This is a genomic window from Castellaniella sp. (assembly GCF_049671645.1).
Lineage (GTDB): Bacteria > Pseudomonadota > Gammaproteobacteria > Burkholderiales > Burkholderiaceae_B > Castellaniella.
Window position 1 is genome coordinate 133643 of sequence record NZ_JBATVG010000019.1, and the last position, 26983, is coordinate 160625.

The 26983-nt window shown below is 66.0% G+C and carries 26 protein-coding genes; 11 read left to right on the forward strand and 15 right to left on the reverse strand.

Going from position 1 to position 26983, the window contains the following annotated elements:
- Window positions 1-258 precede the first annotated feature (258 nt).
- Window positions 259-1005 (forward strand): TSUP family transporter, encoded by a 747-nt coding sequence (locus tag WBG56_RS09140; protein ID WP_424267474.1) that lies wholly within the window; start codon window positions 259-261, stop codon window positions 1003-1005.
- Window positions 1006-1117: 112 nt separating this feature from the next.
- The gene (locus WBG56_RS09145) at window positions 1118-1834 is read left to right on the forward strand and encodes a GntR family transcriptional regulator (RefSeq protein ID WP_424267858.1); all 717 of its coding nucleotides are present in this window, start codon (window positions 1118-1120) and stop codon (window positions 1832-1834) included.
- 18 nt (window positions 1835-1852) lie between these two features.
- On the opposite strand, the gene WBG56_RS09150 is transcribed toward WBG56_RS09145, so the two are convergent.
- The 4 genes from WBG56_RS09150 to WBG56_RS09165 form a co-directional block, all read right to left on the reverse strand.
- A complete protein-coding gene (locus WBG56_RS09150) occupies window positions 1853-2131 on the reverse strand; it encodes a 2Fe-2S iron-sulfur cluster-binding protein (protein WP_424267476.1) in 279 nt (92 codons plus the stop codon).
- A gap of 14 nt (window positions 2132-2145) precedes the next feature.
- Window positions 2146-2460, reverse strand: a complete 315-nt coding sequence (locus WBG56_RS09155; RefSeq protein ID WP_424267478.1) for a ferredoxin — start codon at window positions 2458-2460, stop codon at window positions 2146-2148.
- Window positions 2461-2475: 15 nt separating this feature from the next.
- Window positions 2476-2802, reverse strand: a complete 327-nt coding sequence (locus WBG56_RS09160) for a 2Fe-2S iron-sulfur cluster-binding protein (protein ID WP_424267481.1) — start codon at window positions 2800-2802, stop codon at window positions 2476-2478.
- A 101-nt stretch (window positions 2803-2903) separates the two neighbouring features.
- Window positions 2904-3926: a bile acid:sodium symporter family protein gene (locus WBG56_RS09165; RefSeq protein WP_424267483.1), complete on the reverse strand. Its 1023-nt coding sequence runs from the start codon at window positions 3924-3926 to the stop codon at window positions 2904-2906.
- Window positions 3927-4006: 80 nt separating this feature from the next.
- Here WBG56_RS09165 and WBG56_RS09170 point away from each other — a divergent pair, with 80 nt between their 5' ends.
- Window positions 4007-4849 carry an AraC family transcriptional regulator gene (locus WBG56_RS09170; protein ID WP_424267485.1) on the forward strand — a complete coding sequence of 281 codons (843 nt, stop codon included), beginning with the start codon at window positions 4007-4009 and terminating at the stop codon, window positions 4847-4849.
- Between the two features lie 54 nt (window positions 4850-4903).
- Here the strand turns inward: WBG56_RS09170 and thpR are convergent, their stop codons facing one another.
- Window positions 4904-5452, reverse strand: a complete 549-nt coding sequence (thpR, locus tag WBG56_RS09175; RefSeq protein ID WP_424267487.1) for an RNA 2',3'-cyclic phosphodiesterase — start codon at window positions 5450-5452, stop codon at window positions 4904-4906.
- 217 nt (window positions 5453-5669) lie between these two features.
- Here thpR and WBG56_RS09180 point away from each other — a divergent pair, with 217 nt between their 5' ends.
- Both WBG56_RS09180 and WBG56_RS09185 read left to right on the forward strand, forming a co-directional pair.
- Window positions 5670-6785, forward strand: a complete 1116-nt coding sequence (locus WBG56_RS09180; RefSeq protein ID WP_424267489.1) for a hypothetical protein — start codon at window positions 5670-5672, stop codon at window positions 6783-6785.
- 36 nt (window positions 6786-6821) lie between these two features.
- Window positions 6822-7289 (forward strand): carboxypeptidase regulatory-like domain-containing protein, encoded by a 468-nt coding sequence (locus WBG56_RS09185; RefSeq protein WP_424267490.1) that lies wholly within the window; start codon window positions 6822-6824, stop codon window positions 7287-7289.
- Window positions 7290-7353: 64 nt separating this feature from the next.
- Here the strand turns inward: WBG56_RS09185 and WBG56_RS09190 are convergent, their stop codons facing one another.
- From WBG56_RS09190 to WBG56_RS09235, 10 genes are all read right to left on the reverse strand, one after another.
- Window positions 7354-9222 (reverse strand): cation:proton antiporter, encoded by a 1869-nt coding sequence (locus WBG56_RS09190; RefSeq protein ID WP_424267492.1) that lies wholly within the window; start codon window positions 9220-9222, stop codon window positions 7354-7356.
- Window positions 9206-10639, reverse strand: coding sequence for a chloride channel protein (locus tag WBG56_RS09195; protein ID WP_424267494.1), 1434 nt, complete (start codon window positions 10637-10639; stop codon window positions 9206-9208). The genes WBG56_RS09190 and WBG56_RS09195 overlap by 17 nt, the downstream gene beginning before the upstream one ends.
- 94 nt (window positions 10640-10733) lie before the next feature.
- Window positions 10734-12197 carry an N-acyl-D-amino-acid deacylase family protein gene (locus WBG56_RS09200; protein WP_424267496.1) on the reverse strand — a complete coding sequence of 488 codons (1464 nt, stop codon included), beginning with the start codon at window positions 12195-12197 and terminating at the stop codon, window positions 10734-10736.
- Window positions 12198-12200: 3 nt separating this feature from the next.
- The gene (locus WBG56_RS09205) at window positions 12201-13085 is read right to left on the reverse strand and encodes a MurR/RpiR family transcriptional regulator (protein WP_424267498.1); all 885 of its coding nucleotides are present in this window, start codon (window positions 13083-13085) and stop codon (window positions 12201-12203) included.
- A 13-nt stretch (window positions 13086-13098) separates the two neighbouring features.
- The gene (locus WBG56_RS09210) at window positions 13099-14370 is read right to left on the reverse strand and encodes an amino acid deaminase (RefSeq protein ID WP_424267500.1); all 1272 of its coding nucleotides are present in this window, start codon (window positions 14368-14370) and stop codon (window positions 13099-13101) included.
- Window positions 14371-14390: 20 nt separating this feature from the next.
- Window positions 14391-15359 (reverse strand): ABC transporter ATP-binding protein, encoded by a 969-nt coding sequence (locus WBG56_RS09215; protein ID WP_424267502.1) that lies wholly within the window; start codon window positions 15357-15359, stop codon window positions 14391-14393.
- Window positions 15352-16422, reverse strand: coding sequence for an ABC transporter ATP-binding protein (locus WBG56_RS09220; RefSeq protein ID WP_424267504.1), 1071 nt, complete (start codon window positions 16420-16422; stop codon window positions 15352-15354). The genes WBG56_RS09215 and WBG56_RS09220 overlap by 8 nt, the downstream gene beginning before the upstream one ends.
- The gene (locus WBG56_RS09225) at window positions 16419-17327 is read right to left on the reverse strand and encodes an ABC transporter permease (RefSeq protein WP_424267506.1); all 909 of its coding nucleotides are present in this window, start codon (window positions 17325-17327) and stop codon (window positions 16419-16421) included. Before WBG56_RS09225 ends, WBG56_RS09220 begins: the two co-directional genes overlap by 4 nt.
- Window positions 17324-18280 (reverse strand): ABC transporter permease, encoded by a 957-nt coding sequence (locus WBG56_RS09230; protein WP_424267508.1) that lies wholly within the window; start codon window positions 18278-18280, stop codon window positions 17324-17326. The genes WBG56_RS09225 and WBG56_RS09230 overlap by 4 nt, the downstream gene beginning before the upstream one ends.
- A 10-nt stretch (window positions 18281-18290) precedes the next feature.
- Window positions 18291-19874 carry an ABC transporter substrate-binding protein gene (locus WBG56_RS09235; protein WP_424267510.1) on the reverse strand — a complete coding sequence of 528 codons (1584 nt, stop codon included), beginning with the start codon at window positions 19872-19874 and terminating at the stop codon, window positions 18291-18293.
- Window positions 19875-19986: 112 nt separating this feature from the next.
- Between WBG56_RS09235 and WBG56_RS09240 the strand changes: the two genes are divergently transcribed.
- From WBG56_RS09240 to WBG56_RS09265, 6 genes are all read left to right on the forward strand, one after another.
- Complete coding sequence (locus tag WBG56_RS09240; RefSeq protein ID WP_424267512.1) at window positions 19987-20382, forward strand: RidA family protein; 396 nt, start codon at window positions 19987-19989, stop codon at window positions 20380-20382.
- 155 nt (window positions 20383-20537) lie between these two features.
- Window positions 20538-21497: a TAXI family TRAP transporter solute-binding subunit gene (locus tag WBG56_RS09245; protein WP_424267514.1), complete on the forward strand. Its 960-nt coding sequence runs from the start codon at window positions 20538-20540 to the stop codon at window positions 21495-21497.
- Window positions 21498-21580: 83 nt separating this feature from the next.
- The gene (locus WBG56_RS09250; protein WP_424267516.1) at window positions 21581-23599 is read left to right on the forward strand and encodes a TRAP transporter permease; all 2019 of its coding nucleotides are present in this window, start codon (window positions 21581-21583) and stop codon (window positions 23597-23599) included.
- On the forward strand, window positions 23599-24012 hold the full coding sequence (locus WBG56_RS09255; protein WP_424267518.1) for a DUF1850 domain-containing protein: 414 nt from the start codon (window positions 23599-23601) through the stop codon (window positions 24010-24012). The genes WBG56_RS09250 and WBG56_RS09255 overlap by 1 nt, the downstream gene beginning before the upstream one ends.
- A gap of 84 nt (window positions 24013-24096) precedes the next feature.
- Window positions 24097-25488, forward strand: coding sequence for a DUF2868 domain-containing protein (locus WBG56_RS09260; protein ID WP_424267520.1), 1392 nt, complete (start codon window positions 24097-24099; stop codon window positions 25486-25488).
- Window positions 25481-26950 (forward strand): GTPase/DUF3482 domain-containing protein, encoded by a 1470-nt coding sequence (locus tag WBG56_RS09265; protein WP_424267522.1) that lies wholly within the window; start codon window positions 25481-25483, stop codon window positions 26948-26950. Before WBG56_RS09260 ends, WBG56_RS09265 begins: the two co-directional genes overlap by 8 nt.
- Window positions 26951-26983: the final 33 nt, after the last annotated feature.

Sequence of the window (26983 nt, forward strand, 5' to 3'; positions counted from 1 at the left end):
ACGATGACCTATTCCGTATCCTGTATACTTTATATTATATTCTTGAAGCCTATAGGTTTGTACGCGGGGTTTTCCCTAAACTTTCAGGCCTAAAACAAGAAATTCATTGGATCTCATAGGACAAATCAGGGAAATCACGGACTTTTCGTCCAGCGGCGATCTGGATGTCACGGCTTTCCGCAAGGACTTGCTATCATAGTAAGCCACGCAAAACAGTATACAGAATCCATTCGTAGCCCTTTATCTTCCGGAAGCCTCATGACATCTCTCGATCTGCTGCCTTTCACCGATCCATGGGTCTACGCGCTGATGGCATTCCTGATTGTCGGCTCGGCATTCCTGCAAGGCATCGGCGGCGTCGGGTTCACCATGTTCGCAGCCCCCATCGCCCTGATCGTCAGTCCCGAGCTGGTCCCCGGCCCCTTGCTCACTCTGGGCGGCATGGCCACCCTGCTGACCGCGCTGCGGGAGCGGCAGCACATTGCCTGGCAGCCGGCATCCTTTGCGCTTGGGGGGCGGGTCATCGGCGCCCTGATCGCCGTCTTCGCGCTGAGCCAGCTGGCTCCCCGGGCCATGGGTCTGGTCTTCGCGGGCCTCATCCTGATGGCGGTCATCCTGAGCGCGTCAGGCCTGAAGCTCAGAGTCACCCCGTCCAACGCCAGTATCGCCGGCCTGATCTCCGGCATCATGGGCACCCTGACCTCCGTCGGCTCTCCGCCCCTGGCGATCGTCATGCAGCACAGCGCGCCGGCGACCATCCGCGCCACGATAGGCGCCATTCTTGCGTGCGGCGCCACCGTGTCGCTCGCGGCACTCGCCGTCGCTGGCCACTACGGGCTGCGCGACGTCCTGCTGAGCGCCAGTCTGATTCCCTTTCTGCTCTTCGGCTTCCGGCTGTCCAACAAGGCGCGCTACTCCGTCAGCGGCCCTGCGCTGCGCTACGGGCTGCTGACTTTCTGCGCGCTCAGCGCCGTGGGTCTGATCGCCAAAACGCTCTGGCATTGATCGCAAACCGACGCAAAGCCTCACGCATCTTCCCTCAGCCGCACGTTCGGGGACTTGTATACTAAGAAATTGTCCAAGAAGCGTCGAGAGCAGGACCATGAGCACGACCACAATGAAATTGAACAACTACGCGCATGGCAACACCCGGGGGGGTGACTCACTGAAGATCGGCGAACAGTATTCGCCGCTTTTCGCCGTCATCCGCGACAAGCTGCGCGACCGGATACTGCAAGGGGAATTCAGGCCGGGCGCACGCCTGGTCGAAAGCCGCCTGTCCGACGAAATGGCCGTATCCAGAATCCCCATCCGCGAAGCCCTGAGGGCGCTCGCCGCGGAAGGGCTGGTCACGATCGAGCCCCGCAGGGGGGCCTCCGTCGCCATCCTGTCCGACGAACTCGCCTACAACATGGTGGAGGTCCGCGCGGCGCTCGAGGGCCTGAACGCCCGCCTGGCGGCCGAACGGCGCGACGATGCCGCGATCGCGGAACTCCAGCTCATCCTGGAAGAAGGGATGCAGGCGGCCGAACGCGAGGACACGGACGCCTGCCGCCACCTGAACCGCATATTCCACGAAACACTGGCCACCGTCACGGGGAATCCGGTGCTCATGGACCTGATGAATTCACTCCGCGACCGCACCGCCCTGGTGTTCGCCCCGAGCAACATGCGCAGAGTCAAGGAGAACTGGGCGGACCACGCGCAGATCCTGCGCGCCGTCATTGCCGGAAACGTCGAACTCGCGGGCCTCTTGGCCACCCAGCACGTGCATAACGCGGCACGCGCCTACGTCGAGGAACGCGGCGGGGTGCCCCCGCAATGGGCGCGGTAGTCCCCGATTGACGATGGGTTACCAGGAAACCTTGATGTCGCCCGTCACAAAGGTCTGGCACGCCATCCGGTAGCCGGCCTCGAAGTCTTCCGGCTTCAGGTGCCGCCGCTCCTTGGGCTTGATGTTGTCGGTATTTTCCTGCCCTTCCTCGATGAGGCATTTGCAGGTGCCGCACAGCCCTCCGCCGCACTTGAACGGGATTCCGCCTTTCTCGCGGATGGATATGCGCAGCAGGTTGCTATTGTCCGGCGCCTGCACGGACTTCGCGCCGCCATTCAGAAATGTAATCGTCACCATCGCACCGCCCCCCCTCAAACAGCGGCTTCAGAGGTCTGGCAGCGCTGCAGCACCGCATCCAGGCCGCCAAAGCGGACCAGATGATTCAGTTCCGCGCGGGCCTGATCCAGCGTCTCGAAATGTTCGAGAAATTTGGTCGACACGACATTACGGACATGCGGCGGTTCGTCTTCGACGATCCGCACCTTCTTGTCCGACTCCAGGCGCGCGATCTGAAACACGGCCTTGCAGCGGCCATAGAACAAATATTGATAGGTCTCCACCACGGCGTCCTCAGCCTCCAGCGTCGAGGTATACAGGCCAGGCTTGCTGGTCAATATGACATACATGAGCATTCTCCAAGACTAGGAAGGGGCGCCGACACGATGATGAACGGGCTCGACATCCTGGGTCAGTTCAACGTCATGCGTCAGCCATAGCTGACATACCAGCCGGTAGCCTTCGTCCAGCAGCCCCCCGAGCTGCTTTTTCTCCTTCCAGTTCGGAATCGGCAGATGCTCCGCTCCGTCCAGGATCTTGCAAGCGCACGTGGCGCATTTGCCCATGCCGCACTGATAGGCGAGGTTGGGGTGGGGAAACTGTCGGATGCCGGCGCGAACGACCAGATTGGTGTTTTCCTGCACTTCGCCCCGATAAACCTGCCCACCTTTGTGGAATGTAACTTTCACCATGAAATCGATCTCACGACAAGAATGCTGATTTCTGGATATTGTATACCGTTTTAATGAAAGCGCATCGGGACTATCCCTGAGGACAACTCACGACAGGGGCATCAGCGTCCGGCCCGGGCAGGCGCGCTCCCCAGCCCGGGCGCTTCGCGTTCGCTTTGGCGCAGGTAATTCTGGGCCAACACAGCGCACACCATCAGCTGGATCTGGTGGAAGATCATGAGGGGCAGCAACACCGGGCCGATCGCGCCGGCGCTGAACAGCACCCCCGCCATCGGAACCCCTGTGGCCAGGCTCTTTTTCGAACCGCAGAAGACAATCGTGATCTCATCTTCGCGCTGAAACCCCATGCGCCGTGTCGACCACGTATTCAAGCACAATACAAAAGCCAGCAGCGCCGCGCAGACCGCGACCAGCAGCACCAGGGAGACTGTGTCCACCTGATGCCACAAGCCGCCAATGACCGACTCACTGAAAGCGGTGTACACCACCAGGAGAATCGAACTTTGGTCGACATTGCGAACAAGGCGACGATGCCCGTCCATCCATTGGCCGATCCAGGGCCGCGCCAGATGGCCCAGGACAAAGGGCAGCAGGATCTCCAGGCTGATCCGCCCGATGGACTGCAGCAAAGAGCCCGAGCCCAGCGCCGAGGTGTCAGCCGTCAGCAAGAGCTGCAGCAGCAATGGCGTAATCACGATCCCCAGGATGCTGGAAGCCGACGCCGCGCAGACGGCGGCCGGAATATTGCCCCGCGCGATCGAAGTGAAGGCAATCGCCGACTGCACGGTGCCCGGCAACACGCACAGGTACAGCACTCCGATATAAAGCGGCATGCCCAGCAGCGGCACCAGCACGGGACGTAAAGCCCACCCCAGGATCGGAAAAATCACGAAGGTCCAGGTAAACACGACGATGTGCAAACGCCAGTGCGTCACCCCCGCCAGAATGGCCTGTCGGGACAGCTTGGCGCCGTGCATGAAGAACAACAAGGCAATCGCGGCCGAAGTCAGGTGCTTGAAGAACTCCGCCCCCTGTCCATGCGCGGGCAACAAGGTAGCGGCCGCCACGACCGCCACGAGGGTCAGGGTGAACCGATCGAAAAGTAAGCGTAATTTGGTGGACATGCCGTTGATCTCGCAGCAGTTACAGGACAGGCGGATTCAGCTTAAACTGCAAATGAACATGCGTCTGGCGCTAAATGACCATGAAACATTTCCAAAGCGACAAAAAACCACTCGAAACCGTGTCGGGACACCCGCCTCGGACGCCCCTCCGGGCGCTGCCGCGGCCCCTCTACGGCAGCGCGGACCAGCACCCCAACATCGTTCGCGCCCACCCCCACCATCACCGCTGGGCCCAACTATCCTACGCCATACAGGGTCATCTTCAGGTATGGACTCCCAAGGCGCATTTCATCGCGCTTCCGCACCGGGCGGTCTGGATTCCCGCCCACGCCAGGCACCAGGTTCACCAATCGCCGCAGGCCATCATCCGCAGCCTGTACCTGGACGGCGGCGCCCTGGGCCTCGACTGGCCCGACTTTCGCGTACTGGCCATTTCCCCGCTGCTGCACGAACTCATCCGGGAATTTGCCACATTACCCAGCGACTACGACGAAAGCGGGGCCGATGGCAGGCTGGCGCAGGTTCTGGTCGACCGGCTCACGAAGGCGCCGGAAGTCGGACTCATCCTGCCCTGGCCGACCGATGCCAGGCTAGGCGCGATCTGCCGGCAACTGCAGAATGATCCGGCTACGGACCTGGATCTGCCGACGCTGGGCTCCAGGCTGGGGGTGTCCGCGAGAACACTGACACGGATATTCCAGCGCCAGACCGGCCTCGGCTTCAGGCTCTGGCGTCAGCGCGCGCGCCTCGTGCACGCCCTGCCCCTGCTTGAACGCGGCGACAGGATCACCGACGTCGCCCTGGCCTGCGGCTACGACAGCCTATCCTCTTTCATTGCCACATTCCGGGAGCATACGGGCTCCACGCCTGGAATTTTCGCGGCAAACGCACGGCCGGGAACCGGCGCGCGCGAGGGCGATTGAACCCGTCGTCATGGCGTATCGGTCCGCAGGACGATCACAGCGGACCTGAATGACTCAAACATGACTCGGAAGGCTTTCTCCCAGGACCTGGTAATACGACCCCGTCTCGCGCGGTGCCGAGGCCACCAGGACCAGGCGATGGTCGCTCCAGGTGATCGGCCGCCTTGGCGGGATGAGCGACAGATCGCCATCGCCGGCGTGGCGCAGCAGCGACACGTGAGGGCGAAACGGCTCCGCGGGCTGGGGAAAACCCAGTCGCGCCAAATCCCGCCACAAGGACCGATGCAGGGCGGCCAGCCACGGCGCAGGGGTCAAGGGTCCGGCCCAGACGATGCGCGGGCCCCGGAAACGCCCGAAATGATCCAGGGTCAACGGCCCGACGGGCCCGCGCGGCGCGCGCGACAACGCCACCAGCTCCGGAATCCGGCTGGCCGCCACATCCCCCAGAAACGCCAGCGTCAGGTGCAGGGTATCGGCCCGCATCCTGCGCCCGCCGCAGACGTCATGGGCCGCCCGGGCCCAGCCGGTCAGTTCCGTCACCGTGCCCGCATCGGGCCAGAGGGCGAAGAACAGGCGGCGGGTGTCGGTCTGCTGTCCGGACATCGGTTCCTCCATGAACGCGGCGCCATGCGCGAAAGCCCTATCCCAGCACAGGCCGCGTCGTTTTGTAAAGGTGTGTCCTGCCGAGCACGCCATCCCCGGAAGGACCCGATACAAAAGGCAGCGACTCACACACATTGAAAGGCTGTCTCCATCCTGGCTGCGGAACTAAGCCCTACCATCCCTGTCATATCAGCATCCGCTTTGCGCGGAGGACATCATGGACAACAGCAAGAGCCCGGCCACGGCCGCCATACGCCGCCACTCACACGCCAAAGGGCGCGCCGCGCGCCTTGCGATACTCGCGGCGTTGCTGGGCGCGCCTGCTCTGACGGCGCCCATCGCCGCCCAAGCGGGCGTCAGCATCGGCATCGGCGTCACCATCGCCCCGCCCGCTTTGCCGGTCTACACGCAGCCCGTCGCCCCGGCTCCCGGCTACATCTGGACCCCGGGCTACTGGGCCTGGGGGCCGGATGGCTATTACTGGGTGGACGGCGTCTGGCTGATGCCGCCTGCCGTGGGCATGCTGTGGACGCCCGGCTGGTGGGGCTGGTCGGACGGCTACTACCGCTGGCACGGCGGGTATTGGGGGCCTCAGGTCGGTTTTTATGGCGGCATCAACTACGGTTTCGGCTACTTCGGCGTCGGATATGTCGGCGGCGGATGGCGGGGCGACCATTTCTACTACAACCGGGCTGTAACCAACGTGAACATCACCAACGTCCGGAACGTCTACGTGGACAAGACCGTCATCCACAACACACGCAACGACCGCGTCAGCTATAACGGCGGCCGGGGCGGCCGGCAAGCGGCCCCGAGCACCGAACAGCGCGCCTACGCGGCGCAGCGCCACCAGACGTTGCCGCCCATGACGTCCGGACGGCGCGATTCCGCCGCCCCGCCACATGGCTCGCAGCGCCCGGACTCGTCGCCCGCGAGCCGGCAGACAGGTGAGCCGCGGACGCGCGTCGGCACGCCCGCGCACCAGGAGCCCGCGCCCCGCCAAGGCGGCAGGCCGCAAGCGGCCCCGGACAGGGCGACGGCCCCGCGCCCGGAAAATCCGGGTCCCTCGATGAACGAGGGGCGCAGTCGCCGCGAACAGCAGGGCCGGCCGCCCGAAGCCGCCCGCGCCGCGCCGCAATTCAACGGAGCGCCGGAACGCCCCCGCATGGATGCGCGCCCGGCGGCAGCCCCCGAGCGCCCCCGCCAGGACATCAGATCGCAGGAATTCAGGCCGCCGCGTGCCGAAGCCCCGGCACGCCAGGAACGACAAGGCGCCGAACGCCCGGGAAACCGGGGTGAAGGCCATTCTCGTCAAGGCCGGAACGACCGCTGAGGCCGTCCCATCGGGGGCTTACTCAAGGAGCGCATCATGCAACTCAACTCTGCCACACATGCAAATCTTCGCCTGACCCGCACGGCGGCCCTGGCCGGACTGGTGCTGGCCGGCGCCGGCTTTCTGACGCCGGCCTGGGCCGCCCTGCCCGCCCTGCAGCACCAGGGCAGCGTCGCATACGTCAGCGGCGGGATCGGAATCGACGAATCCACGTCATTCAAAGAAGCAATGGCGAAATTCCCGCTGTCCATGACGTTCGACCAGATGGCGCAAGGCAAGGGCGACTATGTGGCCGACGTGAAGGTCGCCATCGCCGACGCGCATGGCAAGCCGGTGCTGGACACCACGGCGCAGGGTCCTTACCTGCTGGCCAGGCTGCCGGACGGCAGATATCAGGTCAAGGCCACCTATCAACAACAGACCGAAACCCGGGACGTGACGATCGCCGGCAAAGGATCGAAGCATCTGGTGTTCTCGTGGCGGGCGGACGCCGCAAAGAAATAATGCCAACGCGGCGATTTGCCGACGACAGATCCGGCTGCCGCCATCCGCCAGCCGACCGGTTCAATCAGGCCGCGCCGGCCGCCGGGCCCATCCCCTGCCCGACTGCCGGATCCCCGACACCGGACTGCTCCACCGACCCGGCCCCCGCATGCAGGCCGATCACGGTCCACCCCGCCGCCGGATCCAGGTCCTGGTCCGGGGTGAATGGAATGGCGTAGCCCTTGGGGTTCACCGCGAACAGCGGGATGACGGCCTTGTCCGGATCCTGGGCCCGATACTGCGCAAAATCGAAAGTATCGGACAGCCGGGTCGCCTTGATCTGGGCGCCGGCCATCAACAGGCTGGACAATTTCCAGTACCCCACTCCGGGCGCGAACAGTGTGCGGCCCCGGTATTCCGGGTCCAGCGTGTGCTTTTCAGCCGGATCGCCATCGGATGACAAGGGCAGGCTGAAGACCTTCTGCTTGCCGAACTCATCGCGACCACGCACCATGATCAGTTGGTTGACGTGATCCCGCGCGCCCAGGGCCAACAACCGGCCCAGGCCGCTGGTGTCCAGATTGTGCTGGGCATGTTCCGACACCAGGCTGCCGTGATAAGTGGGCAAACCCAGCATGCGGGCCTTGGACAGGCTGTACCAGTCGCTGTCGCACAGACGCACGGGCACGCCCTGTTCATGCAGCGCCAGGCCGATCGCCCGCGCCACCGGATTGGCGCCGGAAATCAGGAAACCCACCCGGTCCGGTTCGGCGGACTTCAACAGCCGCGCCATGGGCCGCGCCGTCAGGCTCTGCCAGATCACCGTGCCGATAATGACCAGGAAGGTCATGGGCAGCAGCCGGTCGGCCTGCGGCACATCCAGGGATTCGAGCCGCAAGGCGAACAAGGCCGACACGGCCGCCGCCACGATGCCGCGCGGCGCGATCCAGGCCAACAGCGCCCTTTCCCGCCACTTCAGCGGCGACCCCCAGGCGGCGAACAGGACTTTCAGCGGCCGGCCCACCCACAGCATGCACACCAGCACGGCCAGCGCCGGCCACCCCAGGTTGAAGAGCTGTTCGGGCGCCACCCGGGCCGCCAACAGGATGAACAGGGCGGACAGCAGGATCTGACTGAGGGTTTCCTTGAACTCCAGGATATCGCGCACCGGAATTCCGGGGCGATTCGCCAGCCAGATCCCCATGACGGTCACCGCCAGCAGGCCGGATTCATGCTGCACTGTATTCGACAGGGAAAACGCGGCGAAAACCGAGGCCAGCACCGACAGGTTCAGCAGGGAATCCGGCACCCAGCCGCGTCGCAGCAAGACGCCCAGCAGCCATCCGCCCGCCACGCCGAAACACAGACCGGTCGCCGCGGTCGCGCCCAGCGACCACAGGGCATGCGTCCAGGCCTGCGTGGCCCGCAGGGCCACCATCAGGTCGTAGGACAGCACCGCCAGGATCGCGCCGATCGGATCGATCAGAATGCCTTCCCAGCGCAGGGCATGCGCAACCGGCGCCACGGGTTTCACGGTTTTCAACAGCGGCGCGATGACCGTGGGGCCGGTCACGCAAGTCAGCGCCCCGAACAGGACCGCAAGGTCCCAGGGGAAGAGCAGGAAAACGTGCGCGGCCCAGGCCGCCACCGCCCAGGTGATCAGCAGGCCGCCCGACACCAGGCGGCGCACGACGCGCCGCAGCCCCCGGATCTGATGAAACTCCAGCGTCAGGCTGCCCTCGAACAGGATGACGGCCACCGCCAGGGATACGACGGGAAACAGCAAGGGACCGAACAGTTCGTCGGGTTTGAGCCAGCCGGCCACCGGCCCCACCGCGATACCGGACAACAGCAGCGGCAAAATCGCCGGAATCCGCAGTTTCCAGGCCAGCCACTGGGCCGCCATGGCGATGACGCCGATGCTGGCCAGCAATAATTCAGAGCTGATCGTCACGTGCTTTCCTTGTTTTCCGCACGGCATGCCACCAGGTTCGCAGCCACGTCCGGGGCCCTTGCGCCCGCATCTGCCGCCAGCCTTTCAGCAAGCCATAGGATAAATGGGTTTTTTCCTGTCCGACGGGGATGTCCGCGCGCACCCGCATCCAGGACGATTTGGCATGGCCCAGCCGCTGGTCGGGATAAACGCTGCGATGACCGATGATCAGGTAGGCGGCAATGGCGGCTCCCGACACGTAGACGGTGCCCACCACCCCGCCGAACAATTCCACCCCCATCAGAATCGCCGCCAGCGGGGTATTGGATGCCGCCGCCACCACGGACACCAGGCCGACGGCGGCGCCCAGGGCGGGGCTGATGCCGAACAGATGGGCAAAGGCATTGCCGGCCACCGCGCCGATGACGAACTGCGGGGTGACGATGCCGCCGTAGAAACCGGAGCCCAGGGTCACGGCCACCAGCAGGGATTTCCACAGGAACCCCAGATACGGCATGGGCTCGCCCTGCAAGGCATGATCCATCAGCGGCAGGCTCAGCCCCAGGTAGTCGGTGGGGATCAACGTCACCAGCGCGGCCAGCGACAACCCGCCCAGCAGCGGCATCAACGGCGGCCAGAGGGCATAACGGGCCTGCAGGCGCTGGCAGGCATTGCGCACGGCATAGATCAGGTCCACGAACACGCGAGCCGCCACCCCGCACAGCATGCCGATCAGCACGGTGCGCAGGAACAGGGATTCGGAAAACGCGGGCAGGTCCGCAATGAGATAGGACTGATAGGGAATGCCCCAGGCCTTGCTGACCTGAAAAGAGGTCATGCCGGCGATCAGAGCGGGGAACAGGAAGTCGTGGCGGATGCGACCAATGATCAGCATTTCCACGCCATAGATGGCGCCCGCGATCGGGGTGCCGAACACACTGGCAAAACCGGCGCTGACGCCGCAGGCGACGATGCGTTGGCGCAATTCCCGGTTCAGGTGGAACGCCTGGCCGACCATGGCCGCCAGGGACGCCCCCAGGTGGGAACACGGGCCTTCCTTGCCGGCCGAGCCGCCGCTGGCCAGGGTGATGATGGCGGCGACGGGCTTGAGCAGCAGGGTACGCCACGGCAGGCGTCCGCCCTGCTCGTGGACGGCGGCGAAGATCGAATCCTTCAGGCCCGGCGTGCCCAGCATGCGATAGCCATACCCCATGATCAGGCCATTGGCCAGCCCGGCTGCCGGCAGCATCAGCCAATAGGCCCAGTGCGGCGCATGCAGGGTCTGGTCCGTGGAAAAGAACAAGGCATGCAGAAAGATGCTGACCCCGGTGCCGACGATCAGGCCCACCAGGGACGCCAGAACCAGCCATTGCAGCACCGTCGCCAGCATGATGGCTGGCTCTAGTAGATCGACGCGGGGCGTGAAGGGCAGTTTCATGGGGCGGAAAGATCGGGAGCAGCCCTGACCCGGCGATGCCCGCCGCTGCCCGAGAGGCGCGGCGGCGGGCCCACGCGCCCGACCCAGAGATTGACTAGAGAACCTGCGTGGCGCGGGCGACGAAGCGCCCCGCCCGACCGACGCAGGCCCGGTCCTGCGCAGTATAGCTTAGGCACCCATTGACCCAGACCTGTTCGATGCCTTCGCTGAACTGAGCGGGCGACGCGTACGTGGCGCAATCGCGCACCCGGTCGGGATCCAGCACGACGATGTCGGCGAAGCCGCCCGCCAGCAGCCGCCCGCGCCCTTCCAGGTGAAAGCGCCCTGCCGACAGGCCGGTCATCTTGTGCAGCGCCTGTTCCAGGGGCAACAGCCCCTTGACCCGCCAATACTGGTCGAGAACCCGGGGAAACGCCCCCCACAGGCGCGGATGCGGCCGTTCGTCATGAGGCAGGCCATCGGACCCGATCATGGTCAGGGGATGGCTGACCACGCGGTCCACATCGTCCTGGTGCATCTGGAAGTAGCAGGCGCCGCCCGGCTGCAGACGCCGGCAGGCCTCGACCTGGGACACGCCCCAGTCGGCGGCGATGTCGGCCAGATAGCGGCCCGCCATCTCGGGATGCGCCGCGCTGCCGGTGATCAGAATGTCGATGATGCCATCCACCAGGTCCTCTCGCAGCACCGTGGACCCGGCGGTGTAGGGATAGACGTCCAGGCCGATGGGCTGCCGGCGCGCCAGCTGTTCGACGCGAGCCAGGGTTTCCTCGGTGCGGCCCCAGTTCATCGGCCCGGCGCATTTATGGTGCGACAGCACCAGGAACGCGCCCCCCAGGCGGGCTGTCAGGGCAGCTTCGTCGATGGCTTCCATGATGCCCTTGAGCTCATCCCGGACATGGGTGGCGTAGACGCCCTGATACGGGGCCACGACCCGCACCAGGGCGGCCAGCTCGTGGACGTCGGCCGCATAGGCCGGACGGTAGAACACGCCCGAGGACAGTCCCACCGCGCCGGCCCGCATGGCGGCATCCAGGGTGCGGCACATGGCCCCCAGTTCCGCCTCGTCGGCGGGGCGGTCCAGATCGGCCATGGCCTGCATGCGCAAGGCCGTATGGCCGATCAGCAAGGCGATGTTGACTGCCGGCCGGACGGCATCGACCGCCGCCCGATAAGAAGGCACGTCCGGGTAACGGAACTGCCGACAGCCCAGCAGCGACAGGGGGGCGGCGGGTTCATCCGTCACCATGGGCACCAGCGAGATCCCGCAGTTGCCGCCGATCACGGTCGTGATCCCCTGCGACAGCTTGGGCAGCATGTCGGGCCGATCCAGCACGATGGCATCATCATGGGTGTGAACGTCCACGAAGCCGGGTGCCACCACGCGCTGGCCGCAGTCCACGCGCCGCACTGCGGCGCCGCCGGGCGCGGGTCCACCCCCGGGCTCGCTCACCGCCACGACGCGGTCCCCGCGGATCCAGACGTCGGCCGCCCGCAAGGGGTTCTCGGAACCATCGTGCACCAAGCCATTGCACAAGACGGTCAGGGTTGCATCATCCATGTTTCAGTAAAGTCCGGTATAGACGGAGCTGTCCACGCCATGCTGCTCCAGCACGCGCTTGAACTGCTTCAGGTTTTCCAGGGTTTCCGGCCCCAGCGTTTGCGCCACGCGCACCATCAGAATTTCGATGACCAGCAAGTGGGCCAGGTAGGCCTCCGTGCCGACCCGCATGGTGGTGTCCTGGGGCACGGAGACTTCCAGGCACAGGTCCGCGCATTTCGCCAGCGGAGTGCCCGGCTGGGTCAGTGCGATGACCGTCGCGCCCCGGCTGCGCGCCAGACGGGCGGCTTCCAGGGCGAATGGCATGCTGCCCACATGTGAAATGGCGAAGGCCACGCCCTGCTTGTCCAGAGAGCTGGCGGAAATCAGCTGCTGATGAGGATCGGTGAAGGCATGTGCGCGAATGCCCAGGCGAAACAGGCGGGCCTGCAATTCCTGCGCCATGAAGCCGGAGGTCGCGCCCACGGAATAGGCATCGACCCGCGAGGCCGCCACCAGACGCTGCGCCACTTGATCCAGCACGGCCACGTCCAGGCGCCGCTGCAAGGACGCCAGGGAGGAAATCGCCCCCTGGATGATCTTGCGAGCCACATCCGGGCCGTCGTCGCTGAGCGACACGTTGCGATGCAAATGGTGCGGCGACAAGGCCAGATCCTGTGCCAGCGCCAGCATGAACTCGCGCACGCTGTCGTAGCCCAGGCTGCGGCAGGCGCGCACCACCGACGGCATGGACACCCCTGCCTGCGCGGCAATGGATTCGACGGTCTGGTTGACCAGGGTGGCCGGATCGGCCAGCAGCACAGCCACCACCTGCTGCTGGGCTTTGGGCAAGGTCGGCAGGGCGGCCTGCAGCCTTTGTTGCAGACTTTCCTCGGGCCAGGCATTCATGGCATGCATCCTGTCAGAATTCAATGGTGACGGCATCGATCACACCGCCCCGGGCATCAATCAAGGGCATCCAGGACCATTTATCAAAGGTCGTGCAAGGATGCGAGATGCCCAGGGCGACCCGGTCGCCGACGGACGGCGCCGGGCCTGCGGGATCGAAGTGCAGATAAGCGTGATGATCATTCAGGGCCGTGACGGCCCAGCCTTCGGGAACCGGCTGGTCCGCCGAAGCGCCGCAGGGCGCCAGGCGGACAGGCTGCGGCAGCGACAGGTCGAAGGAAACGTCCCGCTTGCCGCAACCCAGCAAGGCCAGGCCGGGCTCGGGCACTGACTGCACCATGGCCCAGACCGACAAGGCGGGCCTCAGGCTGTCGTCCAGGCCGGCGCGGGCTTCGATGTTGCGCAGGAAGCCGGCGTAGTGGCCGTGATCATGAGCGATGTAGCAGCCCGACCGCAGCACGCCGCGCAGCGGCCGCGACACCTCGGCCCGCAGAGCCGGCGCCACCACGTCGAACACGGCCGAACCGCCCGCGCTGAGGATGATGGCATCGTCCTGGAACAGGCCCGCCCGGTCGCATTCCTGGGTGATGCCGCGCACGGCATCCAGAAAGGCCGACACGGCCGCCTGATCGCCGTGCAGGTCGCACTTGGCCAGGCCGCCTTCATAGCATTCGATGCCGCCCAGGCGCAGGGCGCCGCTGTCATGGATGCGCCGGGCCAGCGTCAGGGCCTGGTCCGCCGTGCGGCAGCCGGTGCGCTGGCCGGCGACGCCGACTTCCAGCAGGCAGTCCAGGGGCGCCTGGCGGTCGCGCCGGCGCGACCAGGCCTCGACCCGCTCGACCTGGGCCACGGAGTCCACCAGGAACCAGATCCGCAGTCCGGCGTACGCATCCAGCAGCGCCACGATCCCGTCCAAATCGGCCGTGCACAGGACCTGATTGGCGATGATGATGTTTCGCGCCCCCGCGCGCACGCCCACGCCAGCCTGCCAGACCGTGGCGAAGGTCAGCCCCCAGGCGCCCGCGTCCAGTTGGCGGCGGAAGATCTGCGGCGACATGGTGGTCTTGCCATGGGGCGCGATGACGATGCCGCGCGATTCGGCGAAGGCCTGCATCCAGCGCAGATTGTGTTCCAGGGCATCGGCATCCAGCACGGCGATCGGATAGGACAGATCGTCCCGGTAAAGATTCCAGCCCCGGCTGCCGATCCGTCCCGGCGGGCAGGGGGCGGCCGCCAGCGGGTAGCCCTTGCAACGTTCATCGAGCAGGAGCGTGTCCTGTGTCATATCCTGGATTCCTTTCAAAGTCATTCATCCCGCCAGCAGGCTGTCCAATGACCGTCGGCCACCTGGCGCGGCGTCATATCGTGGCTGGCGCACCGGGCCTCGGCCAGTGGACAGCGTGTGCGGAACACACAGCCCGATGGCGGATTGGCCGGGCTGGGCAGATCGCCTTCCAACAATGGAATGTCGCGCCTTTGCGCCGGATCGGGCGCGGGCGAGGCGTTGAGCAGGGCGCGGGTATACGGGTGCCTGGGACGGGCATAAAGCTCTTTCGTCGGCGCGATTTCCACCACGCGCCCCAGATACAGCACTACCACGCGATCGCACAGATATTCCACCACATCCAGGTCATGCGAAATGAACAGCATCGTCAGGCCCAGTTCCCGGCGGATATCCGACAGCAGGTTGATGACCTGGGCCTGGATGGACACGTCCAGCGCCGACAAGGGTTCGTCGGCAACGATGAATTCCGGCTCCACGGCCAGGGCGCGGGCAATGCCGATGCGTTGACGCTGACCGCCGGAAAACTCATGGGGATAGCGTTCCGCGTGATCCTCGTTCAGCCCGACCTGGCGCAATAGAGCGTGGATGCGCGGCAGACGGGCGGCCCCCCGGTGCAGGCCATGGGTGTCCAGGGACTCGCCGATGATCTGGCGGATGCGCAGGCGCGGATTCAGGCTGGCATAGGGATCCTGGAAGATCATCTGGATCTGCGCGCGCAGGGGCCGGTAACGGCGCTGGCTGATGCTGGCCAGGTCGATGGGTTCCGCCCCGCCGTGATACAGCACCTGGCCGGCGCTGGGGTCGGTCAGGCGGGTCAGCATGCGGCCGATGGTGGTCTTGCCCGAACCCGATTCGCCCACCAGGCCCACGGTTTCCCCACGTCCGATGAAGAAATTGACGTCCGTCACCGCCCGCACGGGCGCGGCTGGCGAACCGAAGTTCTTGCCCAGACCCCGGATCTTGACGAGAGGCTGGTCGGTGCTATTCATGGAACGCGTCCTTCACCCGGATGCAGCGGGCTTCCTGATGTTCGTTGACCCGGTACAAGGGCGGCATGGCCAGATCGCATTCGGGCGTGGCCACCGGACAGCGCGGACGAAAAGCGCAGCCGGGCGGCATGTCGAAGGGGCTGGCCACCTGCCCCTGGATGGCGGGCAGGCGCGGGCGCGCACCGGCGACACGGCGCTGCCGGGCCAGGGCCGGCAGGCAATCCAGCAAGGCGCGGGTATAGGGATGTGCCGGCTGGGCGAACAGATGATGGACGTCGCCGCGCTCGACGATACGCCCCGCGTACATGACGGCGATTTCATCGGCATACTGCGCGACCACGCCCAGATTGTGCGTCACGAACAGGATGCTCATGCCGGTTTCTTTCTGCAGCCGCCCCATCAGAGCCAGGATCTGCGCCTGGATGGTGACATCCAGCGCCGTGGTGGGTTCGTCGGCGATCAGCAGCGTCGGTGTGCAGGCCATGGCGATGGCGATCATCACGCGCTGGCGCATGCCGCCCGACAGCTGGTGCGGATATTCATGCAAACGCCGGGCGGCCGCCGGGATCTCCACCATGTCGAGCATACGCTGCGCGTGCGCCAGGGCCTTGGCCTGGTCGTAGCCCCAGTGCAGCCGCACCGATTCGGCGATCTGCTCGCCGACCTTCAGCAAGGGGTTCAGGCTGGTCATGGGTTCCTGGAACACCATGGCGATCTCGTTGCCGCGCAGGGTGCGGAATTCGGCGGCCGACAGGCCGATCAGCTTGACGATGTCGCCGTTGCGCCGCTGGAAATACGCCTGGCCGCCGACCCGGGGATGCGAGGCGCGGTCATGCAGGCCCATCAGGCTGAGATTGGTGACCGATTTGCCGGAGCCCGATTCGCCCACCAGGGCCAGGGTGCGCCCGGCGGGCACGGTGAAGGACACGTCCGACACGCTCTGGACCCGGCCGCGCTCGGTCATGAAAGAAGTGGACAGGCCTTCGACCCGCAGCCGGGGGGTTTCAGCCCCGGCCGGCGCCCCATCACGGGCGGGCGCGGTCGCCTGCGGGAGCGCGCTCATGTGTTCTTCCTTAGTTTGGGATCCAGGGAATCGCGGATGCCGTCGCCCACGATCTGCAGGGTCAGGGACGTGAAGACGATGGCCAGGCCCGGATAGATGATGGTCCAGAAGGCCTTGTCCATGTAGTTGAGGCTGCCGGCGATCATCGTGCCCCAGGTGGGGATGGACGGCGGCACCCCGACACCCAGGAACGACAAGCCGGCCTCGGCCAGGATGGCGTAGGCGAAGATGAAGGTCAGCTGCACCAGGATCGGCGACACCAGGCCCGGCAGCACGTGCATCCACAGGATCTTCCAGGTGGGCGTGCCCAGGGCGCGGGCCGCATCGACGTACAGCAGGTCGCGCAGCACCAGCGTCGAAGCCCGCGCCACCCGGGCCACGCGCGGGGTGTAGACGATGACCAGCGCCAGCACGACGTTCCACAGCGACGGTCCCAGGATGGACACCAGGGCGATCCCCAGCAGGATGTCGGGGAAGGCCATCATGGCGTCGATGACGCACATGACGGCGCCGTCGATGCGGCGGAAATAGCCGGACAGCATGCCCAGCAGCGTGCCCAGGATCACGGCGCCGATGGCGGTGGCGAAACCGATCATCAGCGAATAGCGCCCGCCATAGGCCACGCGCAGCATGACGTCGCGCCCCAGCTGGTCGGTCCCGCCCCAGAACTGCCAGGATGGCGCTTTCAGGCGCTGAGTGATGGCGATGGCATTGGGGTCGGCGGACGACAGCCAGGAAATGCACAGCGACAGCAGGATGATGACCAGCAGCACGGCCGCCGACAACGCGACCACCCGGCGGGCGAACAGGCGGCGCACCCAGATCCGCCCCGGGCTGTCGCGGCGCGGCTGCGGCGCCGCCGTCTGCGCGGCATCGGGCATGACGGCATCGGGGCGGGCGCTCATCGCACTCTCCGGATGCGAGGGTCGATCACGGTGTACAACAGATCAATCATGAAATTGATGACCACATAGATGAAGGCCACCACCAGCAAGGCGCCCTGGATGACCGGATAATCCCGGCGCAGCACGGCCCGCACGACCAGGCCTCCCACCCCGGGCAGATTGAACACGGTTTCCGTCACCACGGTGCCGCCGATCATCAGAGCCATGGTCAGGCCGATGACGGTGACGATGGGCACCAGCGCGTTCTTCAGCACGTGGCGCAGGATGATGACGGGTTCGGAAAGGCCTTTGGCGCGGGCGGTGCGCACGTAATCCTCGCTGAGCGTATCCAGCATGGACGCCCGCGTGAAGCGGATGATCAGGGCCGAATTCAGGATGCCCAGCACCGCCGACGGCAGGATCATGTGATTCAGCTTCAGCCACAGGCTGGCGTCCGGCGGGCCATAGCCGGAGGCCGGCAGCCAGCCCAGCTGCACGGCGAAGATGCGGATCAGGATCAGCCCCATCCAGAAACTGGGGATGCTGGCCGCGCACATGGCGATGGCGCTGAGCACCTGATCGGTGCGCGAGCCGCGCCAGACCGCCGCCAGCACCCCGCAAGGCACGCCGATCAGCGTGGCGATCAGCACCGACAGGCTGGCCAGCATCAGCGTGGGCTCCGCCCGGTTCCACAGGACTTCGGTCACGGGGGCCTGCATGAAGATGGAGGTCCCCAGATTCCCCTGCACCACCTGGCCCAGCCACAGCGCGAACTGGGTCGGCAAGGGCCGATCCAGGCCGTATTGCGCACGCACCTGGGCGATGTCGCTTGCCGTGGCGTGGTCGCCCAGCATGACGGCGATGGGATCGCCGGACGCCAGGTGAATCAGCGTGAACACCATCACCGCCACGATCAGCAGCACCACGCAGCCCCCCGCCAAGCGGGAGGCCAGCATTTTCAGAGACGCGCGCATCGTCCCCCCATCAGGCCAGCTTGACGTTCCAGAAGGCCGGCCAGGCGCTGGGCGTATAGCCCTGCAGCTTGGCGGACCGCGCCGACAGGCTGTTGAACTTGCCCAGTTCGATGAATGGCACCTGATCGTAGACCAGTTCCTGCACCGGCCCCCACAAGGGCCCGCGCTTGCTCAGGTCCATTTCGTGGTTGAAGGCTTCCAGCACGGCTTTCTTTTCCGGGGAGTCCCACCAGCCCGGCGCGTTGTCGCCCAACTGCGGGGGCGACAGCATGGGTTCGGGGAAGATGCCGGAATGGGTGATGTAGATATCCCAGACAGCCGGGTCATTGCGCCGCTGCAGCAAGGTGGCCCAGTCCACCACCTGCAGATCCACGCCCAGGCCCGCGCGCTTGAATTGTTCGGACAACACCAGCGCGATGTTGTAGTGGAATTCGTACTGGCGGCTGGCCAGGATGCGGATAGGCTTGCCGGCATAGCCGGCTGTTTTCGCCAGTTCCGCCGCTTTTTTCGGATCGTTGACGTTGTAGCGCTTTTCGCCGGCCAGGGAATAGTACGGCGTCCCCTGGGGGAAGAAATTGGCGCCGGTGCTGAAGAATTTCGGGTCGCCGAATGCGGCGGCCATCAGCTCTTCCGCCCCGATGGCCGTCTGCGCCGCCTGGCGCAGCGCGGCCGAATCCAGCGTGCCCTTGGTGTTGAAGACCAGATAGGGGAAACCGAAGTTCTTGCCGATCAGCGGCACGATCTGGTCGCCGCCCTTTTCCAGACGGCCTGCGGACTCGACCGGCAGCAAGTCGGCGAAATCGAACTGGCCCGACAACACGCCTTCGACCCGGGTATTGGAATCGGGAACCGGGATGAAGCGCAGTTCCTGGATGTAGGCGACACGACGCCCGCCATAGCCGTCGGCGGCTTCGGTACGCGAGGCATACTGGTCGAATTTCTCCAGGATGGTGTATTGATCGGGGCGGCGTTCCTTCAGGCGATAGGGGCCGGTGCCGACGAATTCGGTCAGTTGGGCCGCGATGGTGCGTTCCGGCATGATGGCGGCCATGCTGGTCGGCAGGGCCAGTTGCGCCAGCAACGGGGCGTAGGGAGATTTCAGCTTGAAGGTCAGGACGGAATCGGACGAGGCTTCGACCGAGACGACCTGGGCGGCCACCGACTTGCCGCGCGGCGACACGGACATCCAGCGTTTGATCGAGGCCACGACGTCGCTGGCCTGCACGGGCTTGCCGTCATGAAACACCAGCCCGGCACGCAAGGGGATATCGACCTGCTTGCCGCCATCCTGCACGGTGGGCATGCCGGCTGCCAGCATGGGCACGATGCGCCAGTGCGAATCGAAGGTATACAGCGGTTCATAGACGTGCTGCATCAGGGTGCCGACCAGATCGGCCGTGGTCAGCATCGGGTCCAGCGTCTGCGGCTCGCCGATCATGGCCAGGCTGACGGAATTCTTGCCTGCCGCAAAGGCCGACCGCCCCATCAGGGACAAGGCCGGCAGCCCCAGGGCGCCGGCCAGCAATACCTGGCGCCGCCTGGGATCGAGAGGTTGGCCAGACCGGGATTGGCCAGGAAAAGCGCGTGATTGCATGTGTCTCCCCGTTAGTAATAAAATTACATCAACATGCTATTTTCAGGGCAGTCCGCTGTCAATATTCCCATGTTCAGGGTTTTCCCTGTAAATTTATTACATCGGAGTCCATATGTCTTCCTTGCAACTGCTGGGCGGAGAACCCAAGGCCTCGGACCGCCAGATCCGCCCCTTTTCCCCGGCCGTCCGCGCCGGCGATTTCGTCTTCGTCTCGGGCCAGGTGCCCGTCGACGCCCGAGGCGAACTGGTCACGGGCGGCATCGAAGCCCAAACCCGCCAGGTGTTCGAGAACCTGCGCCGCGCCCTGGCTCTAGCCGGCTGCGCGCTGGACGATGTCTGCAAGATCAACGTCTGGCTGGATGACGCCCGGGATTTCGGCGCCTTCAACCGCGTCTATATGGAATGCCTGGGTGCGCACCGCCCCGCCCGTTCCACCGTCGAATCCCGCCTGATGGTCGATGCCAAGGTCGAAATGGACGTCACGGCATACCGCCCCCAGGCCGATTGACATCATCGGAGCCAGAGCCGCAGCCCCTCGGGCGCCATCCGCGACCGTCCCGAAAGACCCCTGTTTTCCTAGGGTGATTCCCCAGTTTCAGGCCAGATTGATCCTGCTACGATGCACGATCTGTCTCTGTCTGGAATACAAGAGGAAAGCACACCATGAAAATGACAAAATGGCTGGCCACGGCGGCCATGGCTGTCGCGGCCGTTGCCTCGATCCCAGCCCATGCTGCCGATACCAAATTCATCAACATCCTGACCGGCGGCCAAAGCGGCGTGTACTACCCCATGGGCGTCGCCCTGTCGCAGATCTATAACAAGAACATCCCCGACGCCAAATCCACCGCCCAGGTGACGAAAGCCTCGGCGGAAAATATGAACCTGATCCAGGCCGGCCGCGGCGAGCTGGCCTTCGCCCTGGCCGACACGGTGTCCGACGCCTATACCGGCAACGCCGAAGCGGGCTTCAAGGCCCCGCTGAAGAAACTGCGCGGCATGACCGCCACCTACAACAACTACATCCAGATCGTGGCCAATGCCGAGTCCGGCATCAAGACCCTGGCCGACCTGAAAGGCAAGCGCATTTCCGTGGGCGCCGCCCGTTCCGGCACCGAACTGAATGCCCGCGCCGTGCTGAAAGCCGCCGGCCTGAGCTACGACGACTTCTCGAAGGTCGAATACCTGCCCTTCGGCGAATCCGTCGAGCTGATGAAAAACCGCCAGCTGGACGTCACCCTGCAATCCGCCGGGCTGGGCGTGTCCTCGATCCGCGATCTGGCCACCTCGGTCAAGATCGTCGTCGTGCCCATCCCCGCCGACGTGGTCGCAAAGATCAACAACCCCGCCTACCAGCCGGCCACCATCCCGGGCGATACCTATGAAGGCATGGCGGGCGACACGCCCACCGTGGCGGTGCCGAACTTCCTGATCACGTCCGACGCCGTGCCCGACGATCTGGTCTACCAGATGACGAAGGTCTTCTACGAACAGCTCGACACCCTGAAATCGACGCACAACGCGGCCAAGACCATCGAACTGGCCAATGCCCTGAAAGGCATGCCCGTGCCGGTGCACCCCGGCGCCGAACGCTACTACAAGGAAGTCGGCCTGATCAAATAAGATCGGCCCGCATCCACCCGGCATCTCCCCAAGCCCCCTCCGGCCTATCTCCCGAGGGGGCTTCATGAATTGGAACCCAAAACATGAGTTCTGCTCACGAGCACATCGACAAACCCATGTCGCGCGGCGTCTTCTGGATCGCCGTGATCTTTTCCTGCTTCCAGGTCTGGACGGCCGCCTACAGCCCCCTGTCCAGCCAGGTCATCCGCGCCATCCACGTAGGCTTCGTGCTGCTGATGGTGTTCGCCCTGTACTCGCGCAGCGGGCGCCTGGGCACGATCATCGGCTGGTCGCTGGGCACCGTGGGCTTCGTCACCAGCCTGTACCACTGGATCTATGAATCCGACCTGACCGCGCGCGCGGGCCAGATGACCGACGCGGACATGGTGATCGGCATCATCACCATCATCCTGGTCTTCGAGGCGACGCGCCGCATGATGGGCTGGGCATTGCCCATCATTTGCGGGCTCTTCCTGGCCTACGGTCTGTTCGGCCAATACATCCCGGGGCCGTTCATGCACCGGGGCTACGGGCTGGACCAGATCGTCAGCACCATGAGCTTCGGGGTCGAAGGCATCTACGGCACGCCCACCTACGTCTCGTCCACCTACATCTACCTGTTCATCCTGTTCGGCGCGTTCCTGGAACAGGCCGGCATGATCCAGCTATTCAGCGATTTCTCCATGGGCCTGGTCGGGCACACGCGCGGCGGCCCGGCGAAAGTCTCGGTCGTCAGCTCCGGCCTGATGGGCATGATCAACGGCTCGGGCGTGGCCAACGTGGTCACGACCGGCCAGTTCACCATTCCGCTGATGAAGCGCTTCGGCTATTCTCCCGCCTTCGCCGGCGGGGTCGAGGCCACATCCAGCATGGGCGGCCAGATCATGCCGCCCGTGATGGGCGCGGTGGCCTTCATCATGGCCGAAACCCTGAACATCCCCTACATCGAAGTGGTCAAGGCGGCCATCATCCCGGCCATCCTGTATTTCACGACGGCCTTCCTGACCGTGCACTTCGAAGCCGGCCGGCGCGGCCTGCACGGCCTGGCAAAGGAAGACTGCCCCAACCCCTGGGCCGCCGTGCGCAAGAGCTGGTACCTGCTGATTCCGCTCATCGGCCTGGTGGCGTTGCTGTTTTCAGGCTATACGCCGCTGTTTTCCGGCACGATCGGCCTGGGACTGACAGCCATCCTGATCTTCGGCGCCGCCGTGATCCAGGGCGCCCGCCCCATGGTGCTGCGCTACGTGTTCTGGTTGCTGCTGGGCATCGCCTGCGCCGGCTTCGTGAAATTCGGCGTCACGGATTTCTTCGTCATCATCGCCGCGCTGGCCGTCATCCTGCTGTTTCGCCGACATGGCCGCGACGCGCTGAAGCTGGCCGTCAATTCGCTGGCGGAAGGCGCCCGTAACGCCCTGTCCGTCGCCACGGCCTGCGCCCTGGTCGGCGTCATCATCGGCATCATCAACCTGACCGGCGTGGCCGCCGAGTTCGGCGGCCAGGTGATCGCCATCGGCGAAAACAACCTGTTCCTGGCCCTGTTCCTGACCATGATCACCTGCCTGGTGCTGGGCATGGGCATCCCCACGATCCCGAACTACATCATCACCAGCTCATTGGCCGCTCCGATCCTGCTGAAACTGGGCGTGCCGCTGATCATCTCGCACATGTTCGTGTTCTATTTCGGCATCATGGCCGACCTGACGCCGCCGGTTGCGCTGGCAGCCTTCGCCGCCGCGCCGATCGCCCGGGAAAACGGCCTGAAGATCAGCATCCAGGCGCTGCGGGTCGCGGTCGCCGGCTTCGTCGTGCCCTACATGGCGGTCTATGATCCGGCCCTGATGCTGCAAGGCGGCAGCGCCATGGACGTCATCTATGTGGTCTTCAAGGCGCTACTGGCCATTTCCCTGTGGGCGGCCGGCGTCGCCGGGTTCATGAAGACGCGGCTCAACGCCTTCGAGCGCCTCTATATCGTGCTGGCCGCCGCCCTGCTGGTGGCAGCGGCGCCGATCACCGACTATCTGGGCTTCGCGGCAACCGCGCTTTTCCTGGTCTGGCATCTGGCCCGCAGCCGCCGGGCTCAGGCGCAGACCCAGGCGGCGTGATGCTGGGGGCGCTGGGCGTCTGCCTGACCCTGGCGGCGGCGCCTCAGGTGCCGCCGCGCTTCGTCCCCGTCCAGGCCTTCACCCTGGCCTGGACGCACTCCATCGAAAAGATCCGCTGGGAAGAAGACTACCGGATCGAACGGGATACCTCGGGCCGGCCGGTGCTGGTCGCCGGCCTCGCCCGCATCCTGGGTTCGGGCGCGGGAATGGATCCGCCGCCCGATGCGGTGCATCATGCCGACGGCTGGTACGAATACCAGCCGCATACCGCGCCGCTGCGCATCCTGCGCCTGACCCGTTCCCCCTACACCGCCGATTACGACTGGTGCGTGAACGGACGCTGCGAACCCCTGCGAGCCATCATGCCCACCGATGGCGACGTCACACTATTGAAACCCTGCCGGCAGCCCTGAATCCACAACCGGGGATTTCCCCCACTGGACTGCCCGGCTTTGTAAAACTCGGTATCATCGCCTTTTCACCGAGCTTTCCATCCCATGAGGAATGCGCCGCCCGCCACCCGCCCCGACACGCCGCTGCTGCAGCACTGGCGGGCCGAGGCCGTGCGCCTGCGCGAAGCGCATTGGGGGCCGCTGGAAGACCGCGCCGCCTGCCAGGCGGCGCTGCGTGCGCCGGCCCAGCTAGGCCCGCGCATCCTGGCGCGGGCAGCCTGGCTGGCCGGTCACAGCCCGCTGCAGGACTGCCTGGACCGATGGTCCCTGGGCGCCCGCTGGGCGCTGGGCGCCCTGTGGCTGGCGGCAGGCCTGGCAGGGATCGGCGCGGCCGGCGCCGCCCTGAACCCCAGCCAGGGATCCGTCAATCTGGCGACGGCCCTCCTAGGACTGCTGGGCCTGCATGCCCTGACCCTGCTGATCTGGTTGATCGGCTGCCTGCCCGGGCTGCAGCCGGCCACAGCCCTGTCGCGGCTGTGGCTGTGGCTGACCCGCAAGATCGCGCGCGGCCCTGATGCCGCCCTGGCGGCCCAGGCATTCCTGTCGCTGCTGGCCCGGGCCCGCGCCTGGAAGCCCGCGGTGGGCCTGCTCAGCCACGGGGCCTGGACCATCGCCTACCTGGGCGCCATCCCCACGCTGATCATCTTGCTCAGCACCCGCAGCTATTCCTTTCACTGGGAAACGACGCTGCTGTCGCCCCAGTCCTTCGTAGTCTTCAGCGAATGGCTGGGCAGCCTGCCCGGATTGCTGGGCTTTCCCACGCCCGACCGGATGGCCGTGGCGCTGAGCATGGGGGGCGCCGGAACCGCATCGGCCGCCATCCAGGCCGACTGGTCCCTCTGGCTGATCGGCTGCCTGCTCAGCTGGGGCCTGCTGCCCCGGCTGCTGGCCCTGGCGGTCTGCGGCGCATGGCTGCGCCAGCGACTGCGCCGGCTGGCCATCGATCCGGACCTGCCCGGGTGGCTGGAAGTCCGCGAACGCCTGCTGCCCACGCACCAGTCCCTGGGCATCGACCGCCCGGCCCCCGCCGACGGCCCCGTCCGCGCGGGCGCCGCCGCCGTCCGGGCCGCCACGACGCACGCCGCCGTGCTGGCCTACGAACTGGGGCCGGATCTGGCCTGGCCGCCCGACGGCCTGCCCGATACCGTGCAGGACCTGGGACGCTGCGACAGCCGCGAAGACCGGCAGCGCATCCGCGCGCAGCTGGACGCGGCCCATCTGCTGCTGATCTGCGACGCCCGACTGACGCCGGACCGCGGGACCGCCGCCTGGCTCGACGAACTGGACCATGCGTGTCCCGACCTGCGCATTCTGTGCCTGGGCGGCCCGACGGAACGCCGGCAGGCCTGGCAGCAAACCCTGTCCCGACAACACCTGCGCCAGGTCTCCGACCTGGCCGCCTGGCTCGAACACATCGGATTCGTCCCCCATGACTGACGTCATCCCCCCACTCGACCTGGCCGTGGTCGGCCACACCAACACCGGCAAGACCTCCTTGCTGCGCACTTTGCTGCGCGACGAACTGTTCGGAGAGGTGGCCGACAAGCCCGGAACGACCCGCCACGTCGAAAGCGCCCAACTGCTGTCCGCGGACGGCAAGCCCATGCTGATCCTGCGCGACACGCCGGGCCTGGAAGACGCCATGGGTGTGCTGGACTACCTGGACCAACTGATCGCTCCTCAGGAACGGCCGGATGGCCCGGATCGCATTCAGCGCCTGCTGGACAGTCCGGAGGCCGCAGGGCGGTTTGAACAGGAATGCCGGGTTCTGACCACGGTGCTCGCCGCCGACGCCGCCCTGTACGTGATCGACGCCCGCGACCCCGTGCTGCCCAAGCACCGCGATGAACTGACCTTGCTGGCCGCCTGCGGCCATCCCATCCTGCCCGTCCTGAATTTCACCCGCAGTCCCCTGGCCAACATCGCCGCCTGGCGCGACGCGCTGGCGCGTCTGGGGCTGCACGCCACAGTCGATTTCGATACGGTCGCTCCGGCGCTGGACGGCGAAAGCCAGATGCTGGATCGCCTGGCCCTGATGCTGGACCAGCACGCCACCACCCTGATGGCGCTGCGCACGGATCTGGGCGAACAGCGGCTCAAACGCTTGCAGGACGCCACACGGCTGATCGCCGAATTGCTGATGGATGCCGCCGCTTTGCGCCTGCCCTGCGCCCAGGACCCGACCGACATGGCGACCATCACGCTGGTGCTGCGCAAACGCACCCGCGACCGTGAGCAGGACTGCGTGCATGCCTTGCTGAAGCGCTACCGTTTCAGCAAGGCCGCCTTTCCCCACCACGCACTGCCGCTGGAAGGCGAACGCTGGGGGATGGATCTGTTCAGTCCTCAGGCCTTGCGCAGCTTCGGCGTTCAGGTGGGCAAGGGCCTGGCCACCGGCGCGATGGCCGGCGCCACGCTGGACATGCTGACCGGCGGGCTGAGCCTGGGGGCCGCCACGCTGCTGGGCGCCGCCATCGGCGGGGTCTGGCAAGGCGCCAATCAGTGGGGCAAGCGCCTGATGGGCCGCCTGGCAGGCAATATGGAAATGACGGTGGACGACCCGGTGCTGCATCTGCTGGGGCTGCGCCAGCTGGCCCTGGTGCGCGCCCTGGAATGCCGGGGGCACGCCGCCATGCGCCCGATCGACGAAGACCTGATGGCCCTGGCCGCGCCGGCGGCGGACCCGCCATCTCCGGCGGATGGCACGGCCGGCACGGACACGAATGCGGCCCCGGAGCCAGGCGCCGCCCTGCACCGCCTGCCGCCCGACGTGCAAGCCGTTCTGGACGAGGCCCGCACCCACCCGTCCTGGTCCACCATCGGCGAGACGCCAAGCCCGGACCCGCGCCGCGATCTATTGATCGGCCAGATGGCCCACGCCCTGTTCCTGGCGCTCTAAGCCGTCGGCAAGGGCCTGCCCGCCAGGCCAGCA

Coding starts and splice junctions, on each gene's coding strand:
- WBG56_RS09140 (WP_424267474.1), top strand. CDS start 259: ATGACATCTCTCGATCTGCTGCCTTTCACCGATCCATGGGTCTACGCG.
- WBG56_RS09145 (WP_424267858.1), top strand. CDS start 1,118: ATGAAATTGAACAACTACGCGCATGGCAACACCCGGGGGGGTGACTCA.
- WBG56_RS09150 (WP_424267476.1), bottom strand. CDS start 2,131: ATGGTGACGATTACATTTCTGAATGGCGGCGCGAAGTCCGTGCAGGCG.
- WBG56_RS09155 (WP_424267478.1), bottom strand. CDS start 2,460: ATGTATGTCATATTGACCAGCAAGCCTGGCCTGTATACCTCGACGCTG.
- WBG56_RS09160 (WP_424267481.1), bottom strand. CDS start 2,802: ATGGTGAAAGTTACATTCCACAAAGGTGGGCAGGTTTATCGGGGCGAA.
- WBG56_RS09165 (WP_424267483.1), bottom strand. CDS start 3,926: ATGTCCACCAAATTACGCTTACTTTTCGATCGGTTCACCCTGACCCTC.
- WBG56_RS09170 (WP_424267485.1), top strand. CDS start 4,007: ATGAAACATTTCCAAAGCGACAAAAAACCACTCGAAACCGTGTCGGGA.
- thpR (WP_424267487.1), bottom strand. CDS start 5,452: ATGTCCGGACAGCAGACCGACACCCGCCGCCTGTTCTTCGCCCTCTGG.
- WBG56_RS09180 (WP_424267489.1), top strand. CDS start 5,670: ATGGACAACAGCAAGAGCCCGGCCACGGCCGCCATACGCCGCCACTCA.
- WBG56_RS09185 (WP_424267490.1), top strand. CDS start 6,822: ATGCAACTCAACTCTGCCACACATGCAAATCTTCGCCTGACCCGCACG.
- WBG56_RS09195 (WP_424267494.1), bottom strand. CDS start 10,639: ATGAAACTGCCCTTCACGCCCCGCGTCGATCTACTAGAGCCAGCCATC.
- WBG56_RS09200 (WP_424267496.1), bottom strand. CDS start 12,197: ATGGATGATGCAACCCTGACCGTCTTGTGCAATGGCTTGGTGCACGAT.
- WBG56_RS09205 (WP_424267498.1), bottom strand. CDS start 13,085: ATGAATGCCTGGCCCGAGGAAAGTCTGCAACAAAGGCTGCAGGCCGCC.
- WBG56_RS09210 (WP_424267500.1), bottom strand. CDS start 14,370: ATGACACAGGACACGCTCCTGCTCGATGAACGTTGCAAGGGCTACCCG.
- WBG56_RS09215 (WP_424267502.1), bottom strand. CDS start 15,359: ATGAATAGCACCGACCAGCCTCTCGTCAAGATCCGGGGTCTGGGCAAG.
- WBG56_RS09220 (WP_424267504.1), bottom strand. CDS start 16,422: ATGAGCGCGCTCCCGCAGGCGACCGCGCCCGCCCGTGATGGGGCGCCG.
- WBG56_RS09225 (WP_424267506.1), bottom strand. CDS start 17,327: ATGAGCGCCCGCCCCGATGCCGTCATGCCCGATGCCGCGCAGACGGCG.
- WBG56_RS09230 (WP_424267508.1), bottom strand. CDS start 18,280: ATGCGCGCGTCTCTGAAAATGCTGGCCTCCCGCTTGGCGGGGGGCTGC.
- WBG56_RS09235 (WP_424267510.1), bottom strand. CDS start 19,874: ATGCAATCACGCGCTTTTCCTGGCCAATCCCGGTCTGGCCAACCTCTC.
- WBG56_RS09240 (WP_424267512.1), top strand. CDS start 19,987: ATGTCTTCCTTGCAACTGCTGGGCGGAGAACCCAAGGCCTCGGACCGC.
- WBG56_RS09245 (WP_424267514.1), top strand. CDS start 20,538: ATGAAAATGACAAAATGGCTGGCCACGGCGGCCATGGCTGTCGCGGCC.
- WBG56_RS09250 (WP_424267516.1), top strand. CDS start 21,581: ATGAGTTCTGCTCACGAGCACATCGACAAACCCATGTCGCGCGGCGTC.
- WBG56_RS09255 (WP_424267518.1), top strand. CDS start 23,599: ATGCTGGGGGCGCTGGGCGTCTGCCTGACCCTGGCGGCGGCGCCTCAG.
- WBG56_RS09260 (WP_424267520.1), top strand. CDS start 24,097: ATGAGGAATGCGCCGCCCGCCACCCGCCCCGACACGCCGCTGCTGCAG.
- WBG56_RS09265 (WP_424267522.1), top strand. CDS start 25,481: ATGACTGACGTCATCCCCCCACTCGACCTGGCCGTGGTCGGCCACACC.